The sequence below is a fragment of the Aquibacillus albus genome, from assembly GCF_016908325.1.
GTDB lineage: Bacteria > Bacillota > Bacilli > Bacillales > Amphibacillaceae > Aquibacillus_A > Aquibacillus_A albus.
Map to the genome: position 1 here is coordinate 25,741 of NZ_JAFBDR010000017.1, position 17,139 is coordinate 42,879.

16 protein-coding genes are annotated in these 17,139 nt (G+C 35.5%); 12 read left to right on the forward strand and 4 right to left on the reverse strand.

Translation table 11 applies throughout. From position 1 onward, the window contains the following. Positions 1-181: 181 nt before the first annotated feature. The 5 genes from JOC48_RS14335 to JOC48_RS14355 all read left to right on the forward strand — a co-directional run bounded on the left by JOC48_RS14335 (position 182) and on the right by JOC48_RS14355 (position 4,742). Positions 182-490, forward strand: coding sequence for a hypothetical protein (locus tag JOC48_RS14335; protein ID WP_204500789.1), 309 nt, complete (start codon positions 182-184; stop codon positions 488-490). Between the two features lie 208 nt (positions 491-698). Beyond that, positions 699-2,864: a sensor domain-containing protein gene (locus tag JOC48_RS14340; protein WP_204500790.1), complete on the forward strand. Its 2,166-nt coding sequence runs from the start codon at positions 699-701 to the stop codon at positions 2,862-2,864. Between the two features lie 237 nt (positions 2,865-3,101). Next, positions 3,102-3,584, forward strand: coding sequence for a low molecular weight protein-tyrosine-phosphatase (locus tag JOC48_RS14345; protein ID WP_204500791.1), 483 nt, complete (start codon positions 3,102-3,104; stop codon positions 3,582-3,584). A gap of 5 nt (positions 3,585-3,589) precedes the next feature. Next, on the forward strand, positions 3,590-3,874 hold the full coding sequence (locus JOC48_RS14350) for a YtxH domain-containing protein (RefSeq protein ID WP_204500793.1): 285 nt from the start codon (positions 3,590-3,592) through the stop codon (positions 3,872-3,874). A gap of 37 nt (positions 3,875-3,911) precedes the next feature. Further along, positions 3,912-4,742 (forward strand): YhjD/YihY/BrkB family envelope integrity protein, encoded by an 831-nt coding sequence (locus JOC48_RS14355; protein ID WP_204500794.1) that lies wholly within the window; start codon positions 3,912-3,914, stop codon positions 4,740-4,742. Between the two features lie 90 nt (positions 4,743-4,832). Here the strand turns inward: JOC48_RS14355 and JOC48_RS14360 are convergent, their stop codons facing one another. Then, positions 4,833-6,746 (reverse strand): heavy metal translocating P-type ATPase, encoded by a 1,914-nt coding sequence (locus tag JOC48_RS14360; protein ID WP_239584389.1) that lies wholly within the window; start codon positions 6,744-6,746, stop codon positions 4,833-4,835. Positions 6,747-7,089: 343 nt separating this feature from the next. Between JOC48_RS14360 and JOC48_RS14365 the strand changes: the two genes are divergently transcribed. Genes JOC48_RS14365 through rbsK form a run of 3 tightly spaced genes read left to right on the forward strand, consistent with a single transcriptional unit; the run spans position 7,090 to position 9,590 of the window. Further along, on the forward strand, positions 7,090-7,962 hold the full coding sequence (locus JOC48_RS14365) for a transporter substrate-binding domain-containing protein (RefSeq protein WP_204500796.1): 873 nt from the start codon (positions 7,090-7,092) through the stop codon (positions 7,960-7,962). An 11-nt stretch (positions 7,963-7,973) separates the two neighbouring features. Beyond that, positions 7,974-8,666 (forward strand): amino acid ABC transporter permease, encoded by a 693-nt coding sequence (locus JOC48_RS14370; protein ID WP_204500798.1) that lies wholly within the window; start codon positions 7,974-7,976, stop codon positions 8,664-8,666. A gap of 6 nt (positions 8,667-8,672) precedes the next feature. After that, the gene (gene rbsK / locus JOC48_RS14375) at positions 8,673-9,590 is read left to right on the forward strand and encodes a ribokinase (RefSeq protein WP_204500800.1); all 918 of its coding nucleotides are present in this window, start codon (positions 8,673-8,675) and stop codon (positions 9,588-9,590) included. A gap of 128 nt (positions 9,591-9,718) precedes the next feature. Here the strand turns inward: rbsK and JOC48_RS14380 are convergent, their stop codons facing one another. Together JOC48_RS14380 and JOC48_RS14385 are read right to left on the reverse strand one after the other, a co-directional pair. Next, complete coding sequence (locus JOC48_RS14380) at positions 9,719-10,738, reverse strand: DUF3231 family protein (RefSeq protein ID WP_239584383.1); 1,020 nt, start codon at positions 10,736-10,738, stop codon at positions 9,719-9,721. A gap of 186 nt (positions 10,739-10,924) precedes the next feature. Beyond that, positions 10,925-12,085, reverse strand: coding sequence for an MFS transporter (locus JOC48_RS14385; RefSeq protein ID WP_204500804.1), 1,161 nt, complete (start codon positions 12,083-12,085; stop codon positions 10,925-10,927). A 142-nt stretch (positions 12,086-12,227) separates the two neighbouring features. On the opposite strand from JOC48_RS14385, the gene JOC48_RS14390 reads away from it, so the two are divergent. The 4 genes from JOC48_RS14390 to pdaA all read left to right on the forward strand — a co-directional run bounded on the left by JOC48_RS14390 (position 12,228) and on the right by pdaA (position 14,882). Beyond that, positions 12,228-12,620, forward strand: a complete 393-nt coding sequence (locus JOC48_RS14390; RefSeq protein WP_204500806.1) for an OsmC family protein — start codon at positions 12,228-12,230, stop codon at positions 12,618-12,620. Positions 12,621-12,712: 92 nt separating this feature from the next. Next, positions 12,713-13,516: a YfkD famly protein gene (locus JOC48_RS14395; RefSeq protein WP_204500809.1), complete on the forward strand. Its 804-nt coding sequence runs from the start codon at positions 12,713-12,715 to the stop codon at positions 13,514-13,516. Between the two features lie 76 nt (positions 13,517-13,592). Then, positions 13,593-13,760 (forward strand): SE1561 family protein, encoded by a 168-nt coding sequence (locus tag JOC48_RS14400; RefSeq protein ID WP_204500811.1) that lies wholly within the window; start codon positions 13,593-13,595, stop codon positions 13,758-13,760. 336 nt (positions 13,761-14,096) lie between these two features. Then, on the forward strand, positions 14,097-14,882 hold the full coding sequence (gene pdaA / locus JOC48_RS14405) for a delta-lactam-biosynthetic de-N-acetylase (protein ID WP_204500813.1): 786 nt from the start codon (positions 14,097-14,099) through the stop codon (positions 14,880-14,882). A gap of 39 nt (positions 14,883-14,921) precedes the next feature. Here pdaA and JOC48_RS14410 read toward each other — a convergent pair whose 3' ends face one another. Continuing rightward, positions 14,922-17,009: an RNA degradosome polyphosphate kinase gene (locus tag JOC48_RS14410; RefSeq protein WP_204500814.1), complete on the reverse strand. Its 2,088-nt coding sequence runs from the start codon at positions 17,007-17,009 to the stop codon at positions 14,922-14,924. Between the last annotated feature and the right edge of the window lie 130 nt (positions 17,010-17,139).

The following is a 17,139-nucleotide window of genomic DNA, read 5'->3' on the forward strand; positions in this document are numbered from 1 at the left end:
TATTCTAAATTACCTTCCGATCAAAATCTTGAATTGGAAGGTTTTGTTATAATAGTTTGATAAATTTACGTTGCCTTCATATTGTGATGGTATACTAAGGATTTATAATGAGTATTATTTGTAAAGTTGGCTCGTATTTAAAATGGACGAAGGAAAATAGCGCAAAAAGGAGTGAAAACCATTGTATCTACGTGAAGTGAAAAATCTTCAGTTTTTTAGTTTGCTGACCTTAAAACATGTAGAAGATCGTCTTATCATTACCGCAGACTTTCCTAAAGACTTCCTAGTTGAAAATAAGTTAGATAAACCTTTTTTGTACGTCACTTTGTATGTTCGCGGTGGTGCTATAATTAAAATCATCGATGAAGGGACAGCAAAGCTGTACACTCCGTCTAAAAGAGAAATTGCACCTGAAACTTATAATCAAATCATACAATTTGCAGCGAAACATGCTCCGCAATTCAAAAATCTATATAACTTCAATAATTAAAAAGCTGTTTTCATGATGGGGAGTTCTTTGTAAATTCAAATCAAAATCGATGATTAAACGTGGTTTTCACTTCTCCCCTCCACTTTTTTCAACAAATTTCACCCAAATAAACTATTTTTCTAGCATTTTTGCTTGTATTCGCACACACTTTGTTGTTTTTTGGTATACTAGGATAAAAGTTCCATAATATAATAAAAGGTGAATTCACATGACCCTATTAAATTTAGATGACATTTTCGATCGTCAAAAATTAAATCAGTTATTTGGTCTGCTTAGTGATAGTAATAGATGTGGCGACAAATTGGATAGCCGCGTTAACGAACTTATCGAGTACATAAAAGAACAGTTTAACGTCTACCAAGATTTGAAGTATGCGATTGATCATTCTGCTACAGTTACGATAACAGATCAGAGTGGTAGGATTACCTATGTAGATAATAATTTCTGTAAACAATCGGGTTATTCAAAGGATGAATTATTGAATCGGAATCATCGAATTTTAAATGCTGGTCATCACTCTTCTTCTTTTTTTTCAGACATGTGGAAGACAATCCTTAATGGTGATGTGTGGAAGGGCGAAGTGAAAAACAGGCGAAAAGATGGAACTTTTTTTTGGGTCAGAACCACGATCGTACCTTTATTAAATGAAGACAACGTTCCAGAATCGTTTATTGCGTTTCAAATTGATATAACAGAAAAAATAAAATTGCAATACCAACTAATTGAAGCACTGAATCATGATTACCGGCGGATATTTCGAAAATTAATGAATTTGGTGTTTCGTGTAGTTCAACAAAACGGTGAATTCCACTTCACGATGGTGGAGGGGAAGTTATCTAAGAAAATTGGAATCTCTACTGATTATTCAGGATTGAAACCAATTGACTTTATTTTTGGCAAAGAGAACATTATTGATATAAAAGAGAAATTTGAGCAAGTGTTTAGTGGGGAAGAAGTCACGTTTAAGCATCAGCTCGGAAATCTCTATCTTTATTCCATGCTTTCACCCGTCATGGAAGGCGGCAATGTTATTGAAGTAATTGGATCATCGGTAGACATCACTTCTTTGGAAGAAGCTGAACAGAAAATTCGGCATTTGGCTTATCATGATCAGTTAACAGATCTTCCAAATCGCAGCAAATTGCGCGAAGATGTCGATTCTTTTATTCGAAAAGAAAGAAAAGGTGACCTATTCGGGGTACTTCATTTTGGTCTGGATCGGCTTAAATACGTAAATGATGCGCTCGGGCAATTTGCCGGAGATCAAGTATTAATTACGATCGCTAAAAGAATACGAGAAGTAATCGGAGAAGAAGGTAAGATTTATCGAATTGGAGGCGATGAATTTATTGCCATTGTTAAAGGTGATGAGAAGCAAGTAGATGAGATAAGTGACGATGTCGTAAAGCAAATTAAAAAACCTATCTCAGTTGTTGGGAAAGAGTTTTTTGTTACTTCATCCATTGGGATTAGCCTGTTTGAAAAGGATGGTACATCGACAGAAGAATTAATCAGCTACGCAGGAATAGCGATGCATTTTTGTAAAGTTAGTGGAAGAAATAGCAAATTATTCTACTCACCAAAAATGAATAGCATGTATAATGAATTACTGTTACTAGAAGGAGAAATACGAAAAGCCCTAAGCAACGAGGATTTCAAATTATACTACCAGCCGAAAGTTAGTGTGGAAACGGGAGAAATAATAGGTGTTGAAGCATTAATTCGTTGGTTTCATAAAGAAAAGGGTTTTATTTCTCCCAGTAAATTTATCCCCTTGGCAGAAGAAGCAGGTCTAATCACCCAATTAGGGGAGTGGGTTGTCCGACAAGCTTGTATGCAACATAAAAAATGGGTAGATACAGGCTATCCTCCTGTATCCATTGCAGTTAACGTTTCTGCCATTGAATTACAACGGAATGACTTTTCGGAAAAAGTAAAAGCGATTATTGATGAGGTTGAGATAGACCCTAGTTTCTTAGAATTAGAAATTACCGAAAACAGTGTGATGCAAAATACAGAAGATTGCATTAAAACGATGAATGAATTGCGCAGTATAGGAATATCTTTATCCATTGATGATTTTGGGACTGGATATTCATCGTTTGGGTATCTAAGAAAATTTCCAATTAATAATTTAAAAATTGATCAATCCTTTGTCAAGAATTCACTAATTGAATCGAATAGTGCGGAAATTATTAAAGCGATGATTCAATTAGCTCACACATTTGGGTTAAAGGTTATTGCTGAAGGTGTGGAAAATGAATTTGTATTGAATTTTTTAAAGTCACAACAGTGTGATTATTACCAAGGCTATTACCACAGTAAGCCGATACCTCCTGAGGACATGGAACAAATGATGGTATTAAAGGTTTAAATGGAAAGGTATTAACAGAAACTAGAGACTTCGATGTCTCTTTTTTTATTTAGTCTGGGGTCATATAGTAAATCATAATAAAAAATCAAATAGTAATGGGTAATTTAAAATTTCTTACAAAAACTAAATGCATTGTTTGGTTAGTTAAATGTTGATGGATAAGAATGGTTATGAATTGTTAACTTTCTAAACAAGCACTATAATGATGATAGAAAATAATGGCAGGTGGTTTAGCTCATGATAAAAGTACTATTCGTTTGTCTAGGTAATATATGTAGGTCGCCAATGGCTGAGGCTGTGTTTAGAAATATGGTTCGCGAAGAGGGATTAGAAGATCATTTTGAAATCGATTCCGCGGGAGTAGGACATTGGCATATTGGAAAAGCCCCTCATCATGGGACAAGATCTATACTGGATAAACTTTCTATTTCCTATGAAGGAATGAAAGCTCGTCAGGTAGAGAAAAAAGATTGGGATTATTTTGATTATATTATTGGAATGGATGAGAAAAATATCAATGATTTAAAAGAAATTCAAAATGATCACGAAAATGTGAAAGTAGCTCGACTAATGGACTTCGTTCCAGATGCTGTTGAACAAAATGTACCTGATCCGTATTTTACCAATAATTTTGACTATACGTATGAGTTGGTTTATCAAGGATGTAAGCAGTTGTTAAAAACGATAAAATCAAGTGATCATTTGAACATTAAGGAGTGAAGGAAATGAGTAACCGAAAGCTTTTAAAGGGAGTTGTTCTGGGGGCAATTGCAGGTGGAGCATTAGCAATGCTGGATCAGTCAACTAGAAATGAAGTTATGGGAAAAGTAAAAGAAACATGCACAAATACAAAGTACATTGTGAAGCACCCATCTGAAGCTATTCATAAACTTCGGACAAGCTATGATACATTTGCTAATGAGTTATCAGGTGGAGTAAATACAACCTTAAATGTATTGGAGAAAATACAAGAATTCCTTGATTCCTTAGAAGTAGACGAAAAAAAATAATGGAGTAGTAGGTAAAATTAAGCATGGAGGAGATTTCGTGATTAAAGCTTTCCGTATTAGTAAACGATTAATCAAGCGATTGTTCGATCACGATGTGTTTGGACTTGCAGCACAATTGGCTTACTTTTTTCTCCTTTCACTATTTCCATTTATGTTGTTCTTAGTTACTTTAATTGGTTTTTTACCTTTTCCTGAAATTAATGTAGTAGATTTTTTGGCTGATTATGCCCCTGAGCAAACGATTCGTTTAATAAATGAAAACATACACCAAATCTCTCATGATAGGAACGGTGGTCTCTTATCCATCGGTATTATCGGTACATTATGGTCAGCATCCAACGGAATCAGTGCAATAATGAGAGCTTTTAATGCGGCTTATCACGTAGAGGAAAATCGGCCGTTTTTTGTATCGAGGTTTATTGCGATTATCCTTACTATTGCCATGCTCTTTGTTATTATCATCGCCTTTCTTTTACCGATTTTCGGAAAGGAAATCGGTATTTTTCTTTTTTCTTTTGTTGGTTTATCGGAGGACTTTTTACGTATATGGAATACATTAAGGTGGGTTATTTCTTCCATCGTCTTTTTTATTGTTTTATTGGCTTTATACAAATTGGCACCAAATAAAAAGGTTCATTTAAAAAATGTGACGATTGGAGCATTATTTGCAACTGTCGGGTGGCAAGCTGTATCATTAGCCTTTTCTTACTATGTAAGTGCACTAGGGAATTTTTCAGCGACATATGGTAGCCTTGGCGGGGTAATAATTTTGATGATTTGGTTTTATTTGTCGGGCATCATTATTATTACAGGAGGAGAAATTAACGCATTTTTAAATGAAAAAAGATTAAAAAAAGCTGACTTATAGAGTGGCTAGTGATTTTTAATATAGTTTTGAGTCATCGTGTGAAAGCGTGTTGTCACACAATGACTCAAAAATCACATCCCTCTCTGTAGGTCAGCTTTTTAGTAACCGAAGACCATTTAAAATGACTAAAATCGTGCTTCCTTCATGTCCAATAACTCCTAATGGTAAATCGAGTGCTTGTGAGAAGTTTGTTGCGATTAAAGCCAATATAACTATAATCGAAAAAATGATATTTTGTTTGATTATTTTGTTCATTCGATTGGATAGTGCAATCGCTTTGGCGACCTTTAACAAATCATTTTTCATGAGCACAATATCTGCTGTTTCAAGCGCGACATCTGTACCACCACCCATAGCGATTCCTACGTTGGCAGTAGCGAGGGCTGGTGCGTCATTTATTCCGTCGCCAATCATTGCAACATTTTTATACTTTTCTCGTAAATGTTTGATTTGGTTTACCTTATCTTCTGGCATACAGTTCGCGATTACTTCATCAATATGCGCTTCTTCTGAAATGGTATTTGCCGTTGTTTTATTGTCGCCTGTCAACATGATGGTATAGATTCCTGCTTGCTGAATCGTTTTAATTGCCTCTATTGTATCCTTTCTTAATGAATCTTTTAACGCGATTAAGCCGACAATTTCAGTTTCTTTTGCAATAAATACGAGTGTTTTGGCCTGTTTGCTTAATTGATTCGCAATGCCGTTATGAAAAGATCTCGCCTCTTTTTCTCCGACGAAGGCATCCTTGCCAATTTTCCAATTCGTACCGTCGACTGTGGCAGAAATACCTTGACCGCTTGTGTCTTCCATTTTTGCTACTTCTCGATTACACGGAATACCTTTTGATGTACAATAATCAACGATTGCTTGGGCTAGCGGATGATTTGATTGTTTTTCCATCGATCCTATTATGGACAACAGCTCATTTTCTGAGGAAGTTGGATTCAAGTAAACATCTGTCACTTCTGGTTCTCCGTTTGTGAGTGTCCCTGTTTTATCAAAGGCAATGGCTTTTACCTGTGATAAATTCTCGAGATGTACACCGCCTTTAAAAAGAACACCATTCTTTGCTCCGGTTGATATGGCTGATAAGGTCGCGGGCATAATCGAAGCTACTAAAGCGCATGGGGAAGCAACAACGAGTAGGATCATAGCCCGGTAAATCGTTTCTGTCCAGCTCCATCCCAATAAATAATGCGGCAGAAACATCATGAGTAAAACTACAGCTAAGACAATTTTTACATAATTATTTTCAAACTTATCGATAAAAAGCTGGGATGGCGATTTTTCTGAATGGGCAGATTGAACCAGTTGGATGATTTTTTGAAATAGGGAATCTTCGTTTGCTTTTGTAATTTCTACAATAATACTCCCGTTTAAATTAACAGTACCTGCAAAAACATGATTGGAGTTTTGCTTTGAAATAGGGAATGGTTCCCCTGTTAATGTACTTTCATCAATCGATGTATTCCCTTCATAGATCATACCGTCTGCAGGGATGCGTTCACCAGGTTTAACAAGGATATGATCTCCGACGTTTAATTCCGCAACTTCAATATATTCTTCTGTTCCATTTGAAATTCTTAATGCAGTATCTGGCTGTAATTTCATTAAAGATGTGATTTCACGTTCACTTTTGTTTATTGTGTATGTTTCCAATGCACCAGAAATTGCAAAAATGAAGATTAAGATAGCGCCCTCTGTCCAATACCCAATCGAAGCAGCTCCAATAGCGGCAAATATCATTAGCATTTCTACATTCAGCTCTTTATTTTCAATTGTTTCCTCCATACCTTCCTTTGCTTTTGCGAATCCGCCAATAATAAATGCGATTATGTTTAGAGTGATCCAAGTCACTTCGTTCATATGTCCATCGAAAACCCATGTGATTAAAATAAGTATCCCACTAAAAAGGGCCGCGATTAATTCCATATGATTTTTGATCTGTGTAAACGGGTGATTCACTTCAAAGTATTTATCAACTTCATTATTTGTAATCATTTTAATCAAAGTAGACATGTAATCTCCTCCATTAAGGATTAATTGATAATAATAATCACTGTTAAATGGTCAGTTTTTACTTGTTTATTTTATGTTTAAAAGGATATTGTTGTTATGTTTTATTTATAATTATTATAATTTAATATTTATTATGATATTATTATAATTTTTTCATTAGTCAATAGTTATTCATAAGGAGGGGCTGGAAAATTAATGAAGAATTTATATAACAGATTAATATTTAAAGAGATACAGGATTTAAGAATATTGAAATATGAACGATGAACTGTTATGTTAGATTGTGATCATAAATATATAACAGCAAGGAAAAGGTGATGAAATGATGAAACATAAAGGGCTATTTTTGATAATTTTTAGCATGGCAATACTGGTACTTAGTGCTTGTGGCAGCTCCAACTCGGCACAAGGTGCATCTGATACGGACACATCCTCTGAAAAGTGGGAGGAAATTCAGGAAGCAGGTGAAATCGTAGTAGGGACTTCTGGTACGTTGATCGCTGCTTCTTACTATCCAGATGAATCCGAAAATGAATTAACCGGGTATGATGTTGAGGTAATAAAAGAGGTAGCGAATCGCTTAGACTTAGAAGTATCTTTTGAAATTATGGGCATTGATAGTATGTTACCAGCTGTAAATAGTGGTAGAATTGATGTTGCAGTTAATGATATTGAAGTGACGGATAAAAGAAAAGAAAAATTTTCTTTTTCTGATTCGTACAAGTATTCTTATACGACCATGGTCGTACGAAAAGATGATTATTCTGGAATCAATTCTTTAGAAGACTTAGATGGAAAAATGCATGGTGGTGGAGCAACAACGATTTTTAGTCAAATCGCAGAACATTATGGTGCTGAAACAAAAACATATGGAAATGCACCAAATGAAGCGTATTTAAGAGATGTTCATACTGGTAGAACAGATGTGATTGTTAACGACTATTATTTATCTAAATTCGGTGTAGCTGCGTTTCCTGATTTTGATATTATGCTCCATCCAGAGCTTAAGCTTCACCCGACAGAACAAGCAGTTGTTATGCCGAAGGAAGCAGATACATTACAAATGAAAATGAATGAAGTATTAGCAGAAATGAGAGAAGATGGGACTTTGACAGAACTGGCAACAGATTTCTATGGAGAAGATGCATCGAAGCGACCTGAGGGTGATTTCATAGAAATAGAAGGACTTGATCTATAAGGTGAAGAAGTATGTTTAATATAGAAGATGTCGATGTGAGTGACTTTTTTGATGTACAGTTAGCAATAGATAATTTGCCGTTTATTGTTGGTGGTCTTCCAATGACGATTGCCGTTTCCTTTTTAGGAATGGCAATCGGGCTTATTATCGGTTTATTTTTGGCATTGGGGAGGAACTCAAATAGTCGGTTGTTGAGATGGCCTGCTCGTCTGTACATATCGTTTATGAGAGGAACACCTATCCTGGTATTTCTATTTATTTTATACTTTGGCCTCCCTGTTGTTGGAATTGAATTCACAGCATTTCAAGCAGCAGTAATCGGATTTGGATTAAATAGTGCTGCCTATATTGCAGAAATAAATCGGGCGGCTTTAAATAGTGTTCCATCCGTTCAATGGGAATCTGCAAAAGCATTGGGATTATCTTACTGGAAAACATTGCAGCATGTTATTTTACCTCAAGCAACGCGTATTTCGATTCCTCCATTAACGAACGTGTTTTTAGATTTGGTAAAGGCTACGTCGTTAGCAGCAGTAATTACAGTTCCGGAATTGTTCCAAAAAGCTCAAATCGCTGGTGGCAGGAGCTTTGATACACTAACAATGTATTTGCTAGTGGCAATGATTTATTGGCCTTTATGTATCTTCATTTCTATTTTTCAAGAAAGACTTGAAAAAAGGTTTAGTCGATATATAAAGGGGTAGAAAAAGATGCGGGGCGATAACATGGGAAGTAGTATTGTAGTTGTAGGTAGTTTAAATATGGATATTATTGTTTCTGCAGACCGTTACCCAAAACCTGGTGAGACGATTCATGGTGATCGTGTTACATATTTACCGGGCGGGAAAGGCGCCAACCAAGCCGTAGGGATAAAAAAGCTTGGTGGTGATGTTCAAATGGTTGGAGTAGTCGGGGATGATGTGTTTGGCAAACAAATTGTTCAGGGGCTATCCGACTATGATCTAGATACTAGTCAGGTTCGTTTTGAAAAAAATGTTGCAACTGGTATTGCAAACATCGTTCACTATCCTAATAATAACAGTATTATTGTTATACCTGGAGCAAATGCGTATTGTACTCCACAATATTTAAGCGAAATAGAGTCTGTTATTGCAAACACAGAGGTGCTCTTGTTGCAGTTAGAAATACCATTAGAAACAGTCAAATTTGCACTTGAATTGGCAAAAAAACATGAGGTTAAAACCATTTTAAATCCAGCACCGGCTTCTAATTTATCGAATGAGCTATTAGATCTTGTTGACGTAATTACCCCGAATGAAACCGAATTAGGTATTATATTAGACCAAGAGGTACAGGATATAGAGGCTGCGTTTGAGTCTTGGTATTCCATGCATACGACTGATTTAATTGTTACGTTAGGGGAAAAAGGCTGTGCTTATTGGGAGAAGGATCAAGTGAAGTATATTCCAGCAGAATCTTTCGGCGAGGTAAAGGATACGACAGGAGCAGGTGATGCGTTCAATGCTGCTGTGGCATATGGATTGGCACAACATTGGTCAAAAGATAGGGCGATTGCTTTTGCAGTGAAGGCTGCTAGTTTATCTGTGACAAAGTTTGGTGCACAACCTGGAATGCCTTACTGGGATGAAATCGAGCCGAAGCTTTAACTGCATCATTTTTCAAAGACCAAATTTTTGATTTTGGTCTTTTCTTTTTAGTGAATTAAACGAAAGCATCGGATTTGTTCAGTAGAAAAAGGGTTTGAACCGTAAAAGTAAAAAACTTGCTCAGTTTTTTACTTTTCTTGAGCAAGTTTTTTACGGTCAGCTGACTGAGGAGGTTCCTCCAGCCATCCGTTTTTAATCATAATATCTGCACCGCTCTTTCCTAGTTTCCCTACTTCTAATGCTAATCTAAAATAATCACTCCCTAAGTCCATCCGCATACTCGCTGCCGCCGCCAAACCATAGTTCCCCATTCCAGCATTTCCGATTAAAGTTGTTAAAAACATCATTAGTTTGTCGGAAAATGCGGGTGTTGTTGAATTCTTTATATTTGTATTCCATGACATAGGTGCTTGCATATTGTTATCCACTAATGTTTTACTAAAGATATTAATATGTTTTTGGGCAATTTCTTGTGCTTTTATCATAAATTCTCTAACCTCTTTTGAATGAGCCATTTGTGCAAAGCTTGTCGTTAGCATACTACCGAGTAAATTGGTTTCCATATTCATAAACAAGTGAGAAATTTCAATCGCATTCAATGGTCTTTTACTTGTAAAAGGGTTTAAACTTGCACTAAAGTAACTCTTATCTTCAATGAATTCTACTTTTTCAGGATAAGACATATATGGAGGTCTTATCATTATACCTTTTTGTACCGAAAGCTCTGTTGCTTTTTGATATAACTCACTAGTAAACATTAAGCAGTCATTCAGGAATTTAACGATGTCTTCTCGAACTGCTAAGGACAATGCAGCACTATATGTTGCCATTCCAACCTTGGCCATCTGTCTTAAAAACATTAGATAAAATGTATCATCATATATACGTGGAGCAGTAGGATATACGTCTTCTTCTTTGGAAAATCCAACAGGTATTGGAAAACTTTCCTGCTTAAAAACTTCAGTGATGAATGCTAATTGTTCTTCAGATGTCGATTGTGCAATTTTTAATATGGTTTCCATATCAACATCCTCGTTCTTAGCTGAAAAATATTCAAATATACAGGTTGCTAACGTATTATTTTGATAAGCAGTCCATAATGATCCAATCTCAGCTGAAGTTAAATTTATATTAGAATGCGTAACCATTTCAATTTCCTCCTGACTAAATATTTTCTCATGTATTTTTCCTATAAAAATTAATTTAATGTGTAATAGTTTGAGATTAATCATTCACAATATTGACAGTTCTACACGATCAATCGTGTGCTACAATTTAATTAGAAAAAATGGAGGTAATTAAGAAAAGCATCGACAACGTCGATGCTTTTAAAATTACCTTGAAGGTGATACCGAATTTGATTTTCCGAATTTTAAGATCAGTAAAAATAAACATAATAGCAAGGTGCTAATGATGTGGAAGAAACTGACCCCTTGAAAATGTTCAATGAATAATCCTCCAATAAAAGGGCCTGCTAAGCTGCCGAGTGAGAAGAAAATGCCGCACATAATATTTCCTGTTGGTAGCAAATCCTTAGGCATTAAATCCGTCATATATGAAATTCCAAGCGAAAAAGAAGAGCCTACGAGCATTCCTGCAACAAATATACTGATAAGTAGAGCGACAAATATTTGCTCAAATAAACTTGATACAGAAAAGCTTAAAAATCCAAAGAAAAAGATAAAGATTAGTATCTTTCTACGTCCGAATTTATCACTGAGTACGCCTAATGGTAATTGAAATACGATTCCTCCAAGTGCAAAAGTTGTTAACAAAATGGAAACATTGGATACTTCCAGCCCAATTCGCAAACCATAAATAGGGAAGCTGCCATTTAGTGAGGATTCTAAAAAACCGTAGCATAATGGAGCTAAGAATGCGATCCAACCATATTTCCATGCAGCCCAAAAGCGTTTTAACGTTGCTTTTAATGAATGGACGTGAATAGACTGTTCAGGAAAATCATTTTTAACAAAAAATATAAGTGTCCATACAACAAAACATAAGAGGGAGGAAATAATAAATGGTAGTGATTCGCTAACATGTACGAATGGAACCATCAATGGTCCTACTGCGAAACCAGCACCAAATGATAAACCATAGATCGATATATTTCTACCTCTTTTTTTATCTGGGGAAGTCGCAGTGATCCAAGTCTGGGTGGCAAAGTGCAACGCGTTATCGCCAATCCCGATAAATAATCTTAAACAAAACCAGAACCAAAAAGATTTCCATAGCGGAAAAAAAGCGAGAGACAGGATAACAATCAACCCGCCAATTAATATAATTGGTTTGTAACCATATTTTCTTAGAGGTTGTTCCATAAAAGGGGAGATAATAAGAATACCTAAGTATAAAGCTGTGGCATTTAGCCCGTTTAAGGAAGAAGGAATATGATCATTTTCAAAAATAATTGCGATAAGTGGCAATAGCATCCCTTGAGAGAAACCGGAAATTGCCACAATACTAATAAGAATCCAAAATCGATAATTCATTGCAACTGCTCCAATTCAAGTACTAGGTAACAACTCAAATGTAATATGTTCCATGAAAAAGGTCAATGATTTAAATGTATTGGCAAGATATGATTAAATGAGGATAACATAATAGAAATACAATAAAAAGGAGCGACTTAACATGAGATTTTATTTGAAGGAATCAGGCATTAGAACTTCTTTTCCTTTTGGAGAGCTTGATATTTCAGGAGATGAGGCGCTTGGGTTTCGACCATTTCAGTTAATGGTGGCATCGATTGCAGGGTGCAGTGCGAATGTTTTTCGTAAAATTTTAGAAAAGCAGAGAATAGAAGTGGAAGACATAACCGTCGAGGCTGAAATTGACAGGAACGTAGATGAAGCAAACAAAATTGAAAAGATACATCTACATTTTATCATTAAAGGAAAACGCTTAGATGACGATAAACTATATAAAAATTTGGAGGTATCACGGAAAAACTGTTCCATGATTCGCTCGGTGGAAAATAGCATAGAAATTACAGAAACCTTGGAAACGATTGAGATTTCAGCTTAGCGTTCTGATTACCCACTAGAAGTTGGCTAGTTATTGCATAACTTTTTATCGTCCCGAAAATACTAAGAAAAAATAAAGAAAGGATTGGGACGATGAAAAAAATCATATCGATTATGATTATCGCTATATTAACTGTCATTGTACCTTTATCAGCATACGCTAAAGATGAAAAACCTAAAGAGGCTGAGGATAAAGGGAAAATTCCTAGTCATGTTTTAAATATCTCAAAAGAGAATACGTATCCAAACTCAACAAAAGATGAAGTTGTACTGGAACCAAGTGAGCTTGTAGAAGAGTTAATGGAAGAATCCGATGTTCGGATTGAAAACCCTGAATTAATTAAAATGCTAAATGAAACTTCCTTGCGACCATCTCCAATCGCGATAGGGTATCGAGGCATGGTTTATATGGGGCATTGGCCTTTGAATTATGATTCCAGTGAAACAAATGTAAATTGGGAATACCAAAAAATAAATTCAAACCAACTAAACAATATTGGTGGAGATACTCAGAAAACAATGAGTTACAATCAAGCGGAAGAAAAACATATTAAGGGTGGACTAACAGCAAAGATTGATAATCCAGATCAAGTGAAAAAAATGATGATATTAGAAGCGAAAAAAGATATGGATTTACCACTTTCATTTCACACAGTAGTAGGGAAGGGCACGAAGAAAAATAATTCTTATGGAATCCCTCCTAAAAAAATGGGATATTTAGATGCCTATGCCCCAGCAGTGAGTGAAAAGGGTAAAGTAACATTCGGTGAAGTATATCTAGAATTAAAAGGTTCAAATAAGAAAATCGTTGTAAAAAATGTAACAAGACAAGGAATAGGGGCATGGATTCCTATCCAAGATCATGTCTCATTCACCTTTAACTTAAAAAGTAATTAAAAAAAAGGGTCTGTCCTCGCCCTGTGGACAAATGTCCACAGGCGGGGTCAGACCCCTCTTAGTAAGGAGTTGGATTATGGAAACACAAGAAAGGGTTCAACAATTAAAAAGTCAGTTAATCGGGTTTTTATCACGATTAGAAAATCTTGATCCGAATGACACATCATTAGATGATATTGACCAATTAATTAAAATGGTTGAAAAAATGGAAGATGATCTTTCTTTCCACGTTAATAAAGAATAAAATGGTTAGGAAGTTTGGTACAGAAGGTTAGGAGCTAAGTATAAGCAAAGGCTAGGCAATCGCCTGTTCCTAAAGGCTTGTCACTTTCTTAAAAACCGTAAAAACCGTGAGATATCAATGCATCATTGTGATTTATCCACATAAAATATAAAGAAGACAAATCCCCACGTTTGTTGTCTCTCGGTCACTTTTATATAGAAAGGGCTTTAACCGGTAACTACTATATACCGGTTGTTTTTTTTACACTAAAAAAAGATAAAGCCTGTAAATAAAGGAAGCATCGTCTTTGTATAAATACACCTCATTTAAATAAAAATAAGCAAAAAAGGTGATAAAATGAGGAAACTATCTATACTAATCATTACAACATTGACCTTGATGTTGACTTCGTTTGCAACCAATGTAGATGCTTATGGTTGGGGATTCAATAAAAATAAAAATCATCAGCAGCCAGATGTAGGGAAATATGATCAGATGCTTGAGGATTATGGTGGATATTACGTTGATAAATCAGGTGATAAAGTTGTCTATTTAACCTTTGATAATGGCTATGAAAAGGGCTATACGAATCAAGTGCTCGATGTTTTAAAGGATAAAAATGTACCGGCTACATTTTTTGTTACTGGACATTATGTAGAAAGTCAACCTGAATTAGTAAAGCGAATGGTAAAAGAAGGTCATATTATTGGTAACCACTCTTATTACCATCCAGACTTCACAACACTATCCAAAGAGAAAATAAAGAAAGAATTAGACTCCTTAGAAGAAGCTGTGGCTAAAATCACGCCACAAAAAGAAATGTTGTATTTGCGACCACCTAGAGGTACATTTAACGAACAAACACTCAAATGGACACAAGAGTTAGGGTATATTCATATGTTTTGGTCGTTGGCTTTTGTAGATTGGCATACGGATAAACAGAAGGGCTGGCAGTCAGCTTATCAGCAGGTAATGGATCATATACATCCAGGGGCAATTATGCTATTACACACTGTTTCTCAGGATAACGCAGAAGCATTAGAACATATGATTGATGACCTCCGCAAGCAAGGATATACGTTTAAAAGCTTAAATCACTTAATTATGAAGGATATGATTCCAAAGCCAATATACGTATTTTAAATAAAATGGAGGTTGACCATGATTCGGTCACCCTCCATTTTATTCTTCATCTTCGAGTACCTGATATGCCATATTATATAAACGTAATTGGCTATTGATAATTTCATCTCCGGGATTTGGAAAAATGTAGTGGTATATTCCTTCGCGGTTTTGCTCTCTAGCCTTAACGTTATCCTCTAACATAACGGACAAAATCTTCTTTATTCTTACTTTAATATCTCCTTCATAAATTGGGAAAAGTAGCTCCACCCGTTTCCCCATGTTTCTCGTCATTAAGTCGGCAGAGGACAATAAAATTCTTTCTTCTCCATTATGATGGAAATAATAGACACGACTATGCTCCAGTAACCTTCCGACAATACTGATGACGCGTATGTTTTCACTAATTTTTGAAATACCTGGTCGCAGGCAACAAATTCCTCTAACAATTAAATCAATTTGAACTCCCGCCTTAGATGCTTCGTAAAACTTCTTAATAATATCCTTATCAGTTAAGGAATTCATTTTTGCTATAATCCGTCCATTTTGATACAGTTTCTGAAAGTGTATTTCTTTATCTATTAACTGGATAAAATCCCTTTTTATATCAAATGGAGCCATAGAAATATGGTGAAAGGATGGTTTTTCTGTATAACCGCTCAAGAAGTTAAAGAAATTAGTTGCGTCAATACCAAATTTTCTTTTCGTCGTAATAAGTCCCATATCTGTATAAAAGGCAGCTGTTTGATCGTTGTAATTTCCTGTTCCCAAATGGACGATCCGCTCAATTTTTCCATGCTTTTTCCGGACTACTAAAGTAATTTTGCTATGTGTTTTTAAGTAGTTCATTCCATAAATAACATGGCAGCCGGATTTTTCTAATTCCTTTGCCCATTGGACGTTATTCTCCTCATCAAATCTAGCCTTTAATTCCAATAATACCGTTACTTGCTTTCCCAGTTCTGCTGCCGTTTTTAATCCTTCAATAATAGGCGAGTCCCCACTTACACGGTATAATGTCTGTTTAATTGCAAGTACATTTGGATCTCTTGCTGCATCTGTAACAAGGTCAACGACCGGCTCAAAGGATTCATAAGGATGATGTAAAAATATATCTCGTTTTTTTGCAGCATCAAATACGGTTTCGTCACTTCCGATATCTTGAGGAGGTTGCGGTAGTAATGTTTCGAATGCCAAGTGCTCTTTATCAAACAATAACTCGTCATAAAAACTAAAGAGGAACGTTAAATCGAGTGGGCCGTTTACGATGTATAAATCTTTTTCGTGAATTTCTAACACATCTAATAAAAATTGAACAATCGAATCACTGTACTTTCGGTTGCGGATTTCTAATCGAACAGCAGCTCCCCATTTTCTCTTTTTTAATTCTTTTTCAATTTCTTTTAAAAGATCTCGAGCACCTTCTTCATGAATCGTCATATCTGCATTTCTCGTAATGCGAAATTCGGTAACTGAACAAACACTATATCCCTCAAAAAGCTTATAGATGAAGTGGCTTATAATGTCTTCTAGTAATACATATTGGTATGGGCTTATTTTAATATACCGTTCAATCAATGCTGGTACTTGTACAATCGCTGTTTTTGTTGCTTTTTCTTCAAGAAAGACCTTATCTTCTAGTACAATTGCGAGGTTGATTGACTTATTTAGCAACATTGGAAATGGGCGATAAGCGTCTATCGCCATTGGTGTGAGAATAGGGAATATATGTTCATCAAAATAATTTTCAAGCTTAATGACTTGCTCTTCTGACAAATCCTCCATGGATCGTATCGATATCCCCTCTTGATTCAACGTCTGTTGTAGGTCACAGTATATTTTGTATTGCCTATCAACTAACTGATGGTTTCGATCAGAAATTTGCTTTAGCTGTTGTTTCGGTGTAAGGCCTGACTTGTTATCTGTTTTGTTGAAGCCAGCTTTTACTTGATCTTTCAACCCAGCTACACGTACCATGAAAAATTCATCTAAGTTTGAACTGAAGATGCCAAGGAACTTTAGCCGTTCTAACAATGGATTTCGCTCATCAAATGCTTCATCCAAAACCCTTTCATTAAATGCGAGCCAGCTTAATTCCCGATTATTATAATAAAGAGGATTATCTAAACTGCCCTCTTTTAATTTCATTAACGTCATCCTTTTTCACCCTTATTTGCTAAAATATCTTTTCTTTATTATTCCCAATTATTATTTATGTTGTATAAAGTTAATGTAAAAAAGAAGTTAACATAATCTGTATAGATTCATTAAATGATTT

Bases quoted from the DNA above. Each gene is read 5' to 3' on its own strand.
- JOC48_RS14400 (WP_204500811.1), top strand. From the start codon at position 13,593: ATGGAAACACAAGAAAGGGTTCAACAATTAAAAAGTCAGTTAATCGGG.
- JOC48_RS14340 (WP_204500790.1), top strand. From the start codon at position 699: ATGACCCTATTAAATTTAGATGACATTTTCGATCGTCAAAAATTAAAT.
- JOC48_RS14350 (WP_204500793.1), top strand. From the start codon at position 3,590: ATGAGTAACCGAAAGCTTTTAAAGGGAGTTGTTCTGGGGGCAATTGCA.
- pdaA (WP_204500813.1), top strand. From the start codon at position 14,097: ATGAGGAAACTATCTATACTAATCATTACAACATTGACCTTGATGTTG.
- JOC48_RS14395 (WP_204500809.1), top strand. From the start codon at position 12,713: ATGAAAAAAATCATATCGATTATGATTATCGCTATATTAACTGTCATT.
- JOC48_RS14410 (WP_204500814.1), bottom strand. From the start codon at position 17,009: ATGAAATTAAAAGAGGGCAGTTTAGATAATCCTCTTTATTATAATAAT.
- JOC48_RS14385 (WP_204500804.1), bottom strand. From the start codon at position 12,085: ATGAATTATCGATTTTGGATTCTTATTAGTATTGTGGCAATTTCCGGT.
- JOC48_RS14390 (WP_204500806.1), top strand. From the start codon at position 12,228: ATGAGATTTTATTTGAAGGAATCAGGCATTAGAACTTCTTTTCCTTTT.
- JOC48_RS14380 (WP_239584383.1), bottom strand. From the start codon at position 10,738: ATGGTTACGCATTCTAATATAAATTTAACTTCAGCTGAGATTGGATCA.
- JOC48_RS14365 (WP_204500796.1), top strand. From the start codon at position 7,090: ATGAAACATAAAGGGCTATTTTTGATAATTTTTAGCATGGCAATACTG.
- JOC48_RS14345 (WP_204500791.1), top strand. From the start codon at position 3,102: ATGATAAAAGTACTATTCGTTTGTCTAGGTAATATATGTAGGTCGCCA.
- JOC48_RS14360 (WP_239584389.1), bottom strand. From the start codon at position 6,746: ATGATTACAAATAATGAAGTTGATAAATACTTTGAAGTGAATCACCCG.
- JOC48_RS14370 (WP_204500798.1), top strand. From the start codon at position 7,974: ATGTTTAATATAGAAGATGTCGATGTGAGTGACTTTTTTGATGTACAG.
- rbsK (WP_204500800.1), top strand. From the start codon at position 8,673: ATGCGGGGCGATAACATGGGAAGTAGTATTGTAGTTGTAGGTAGTTTA.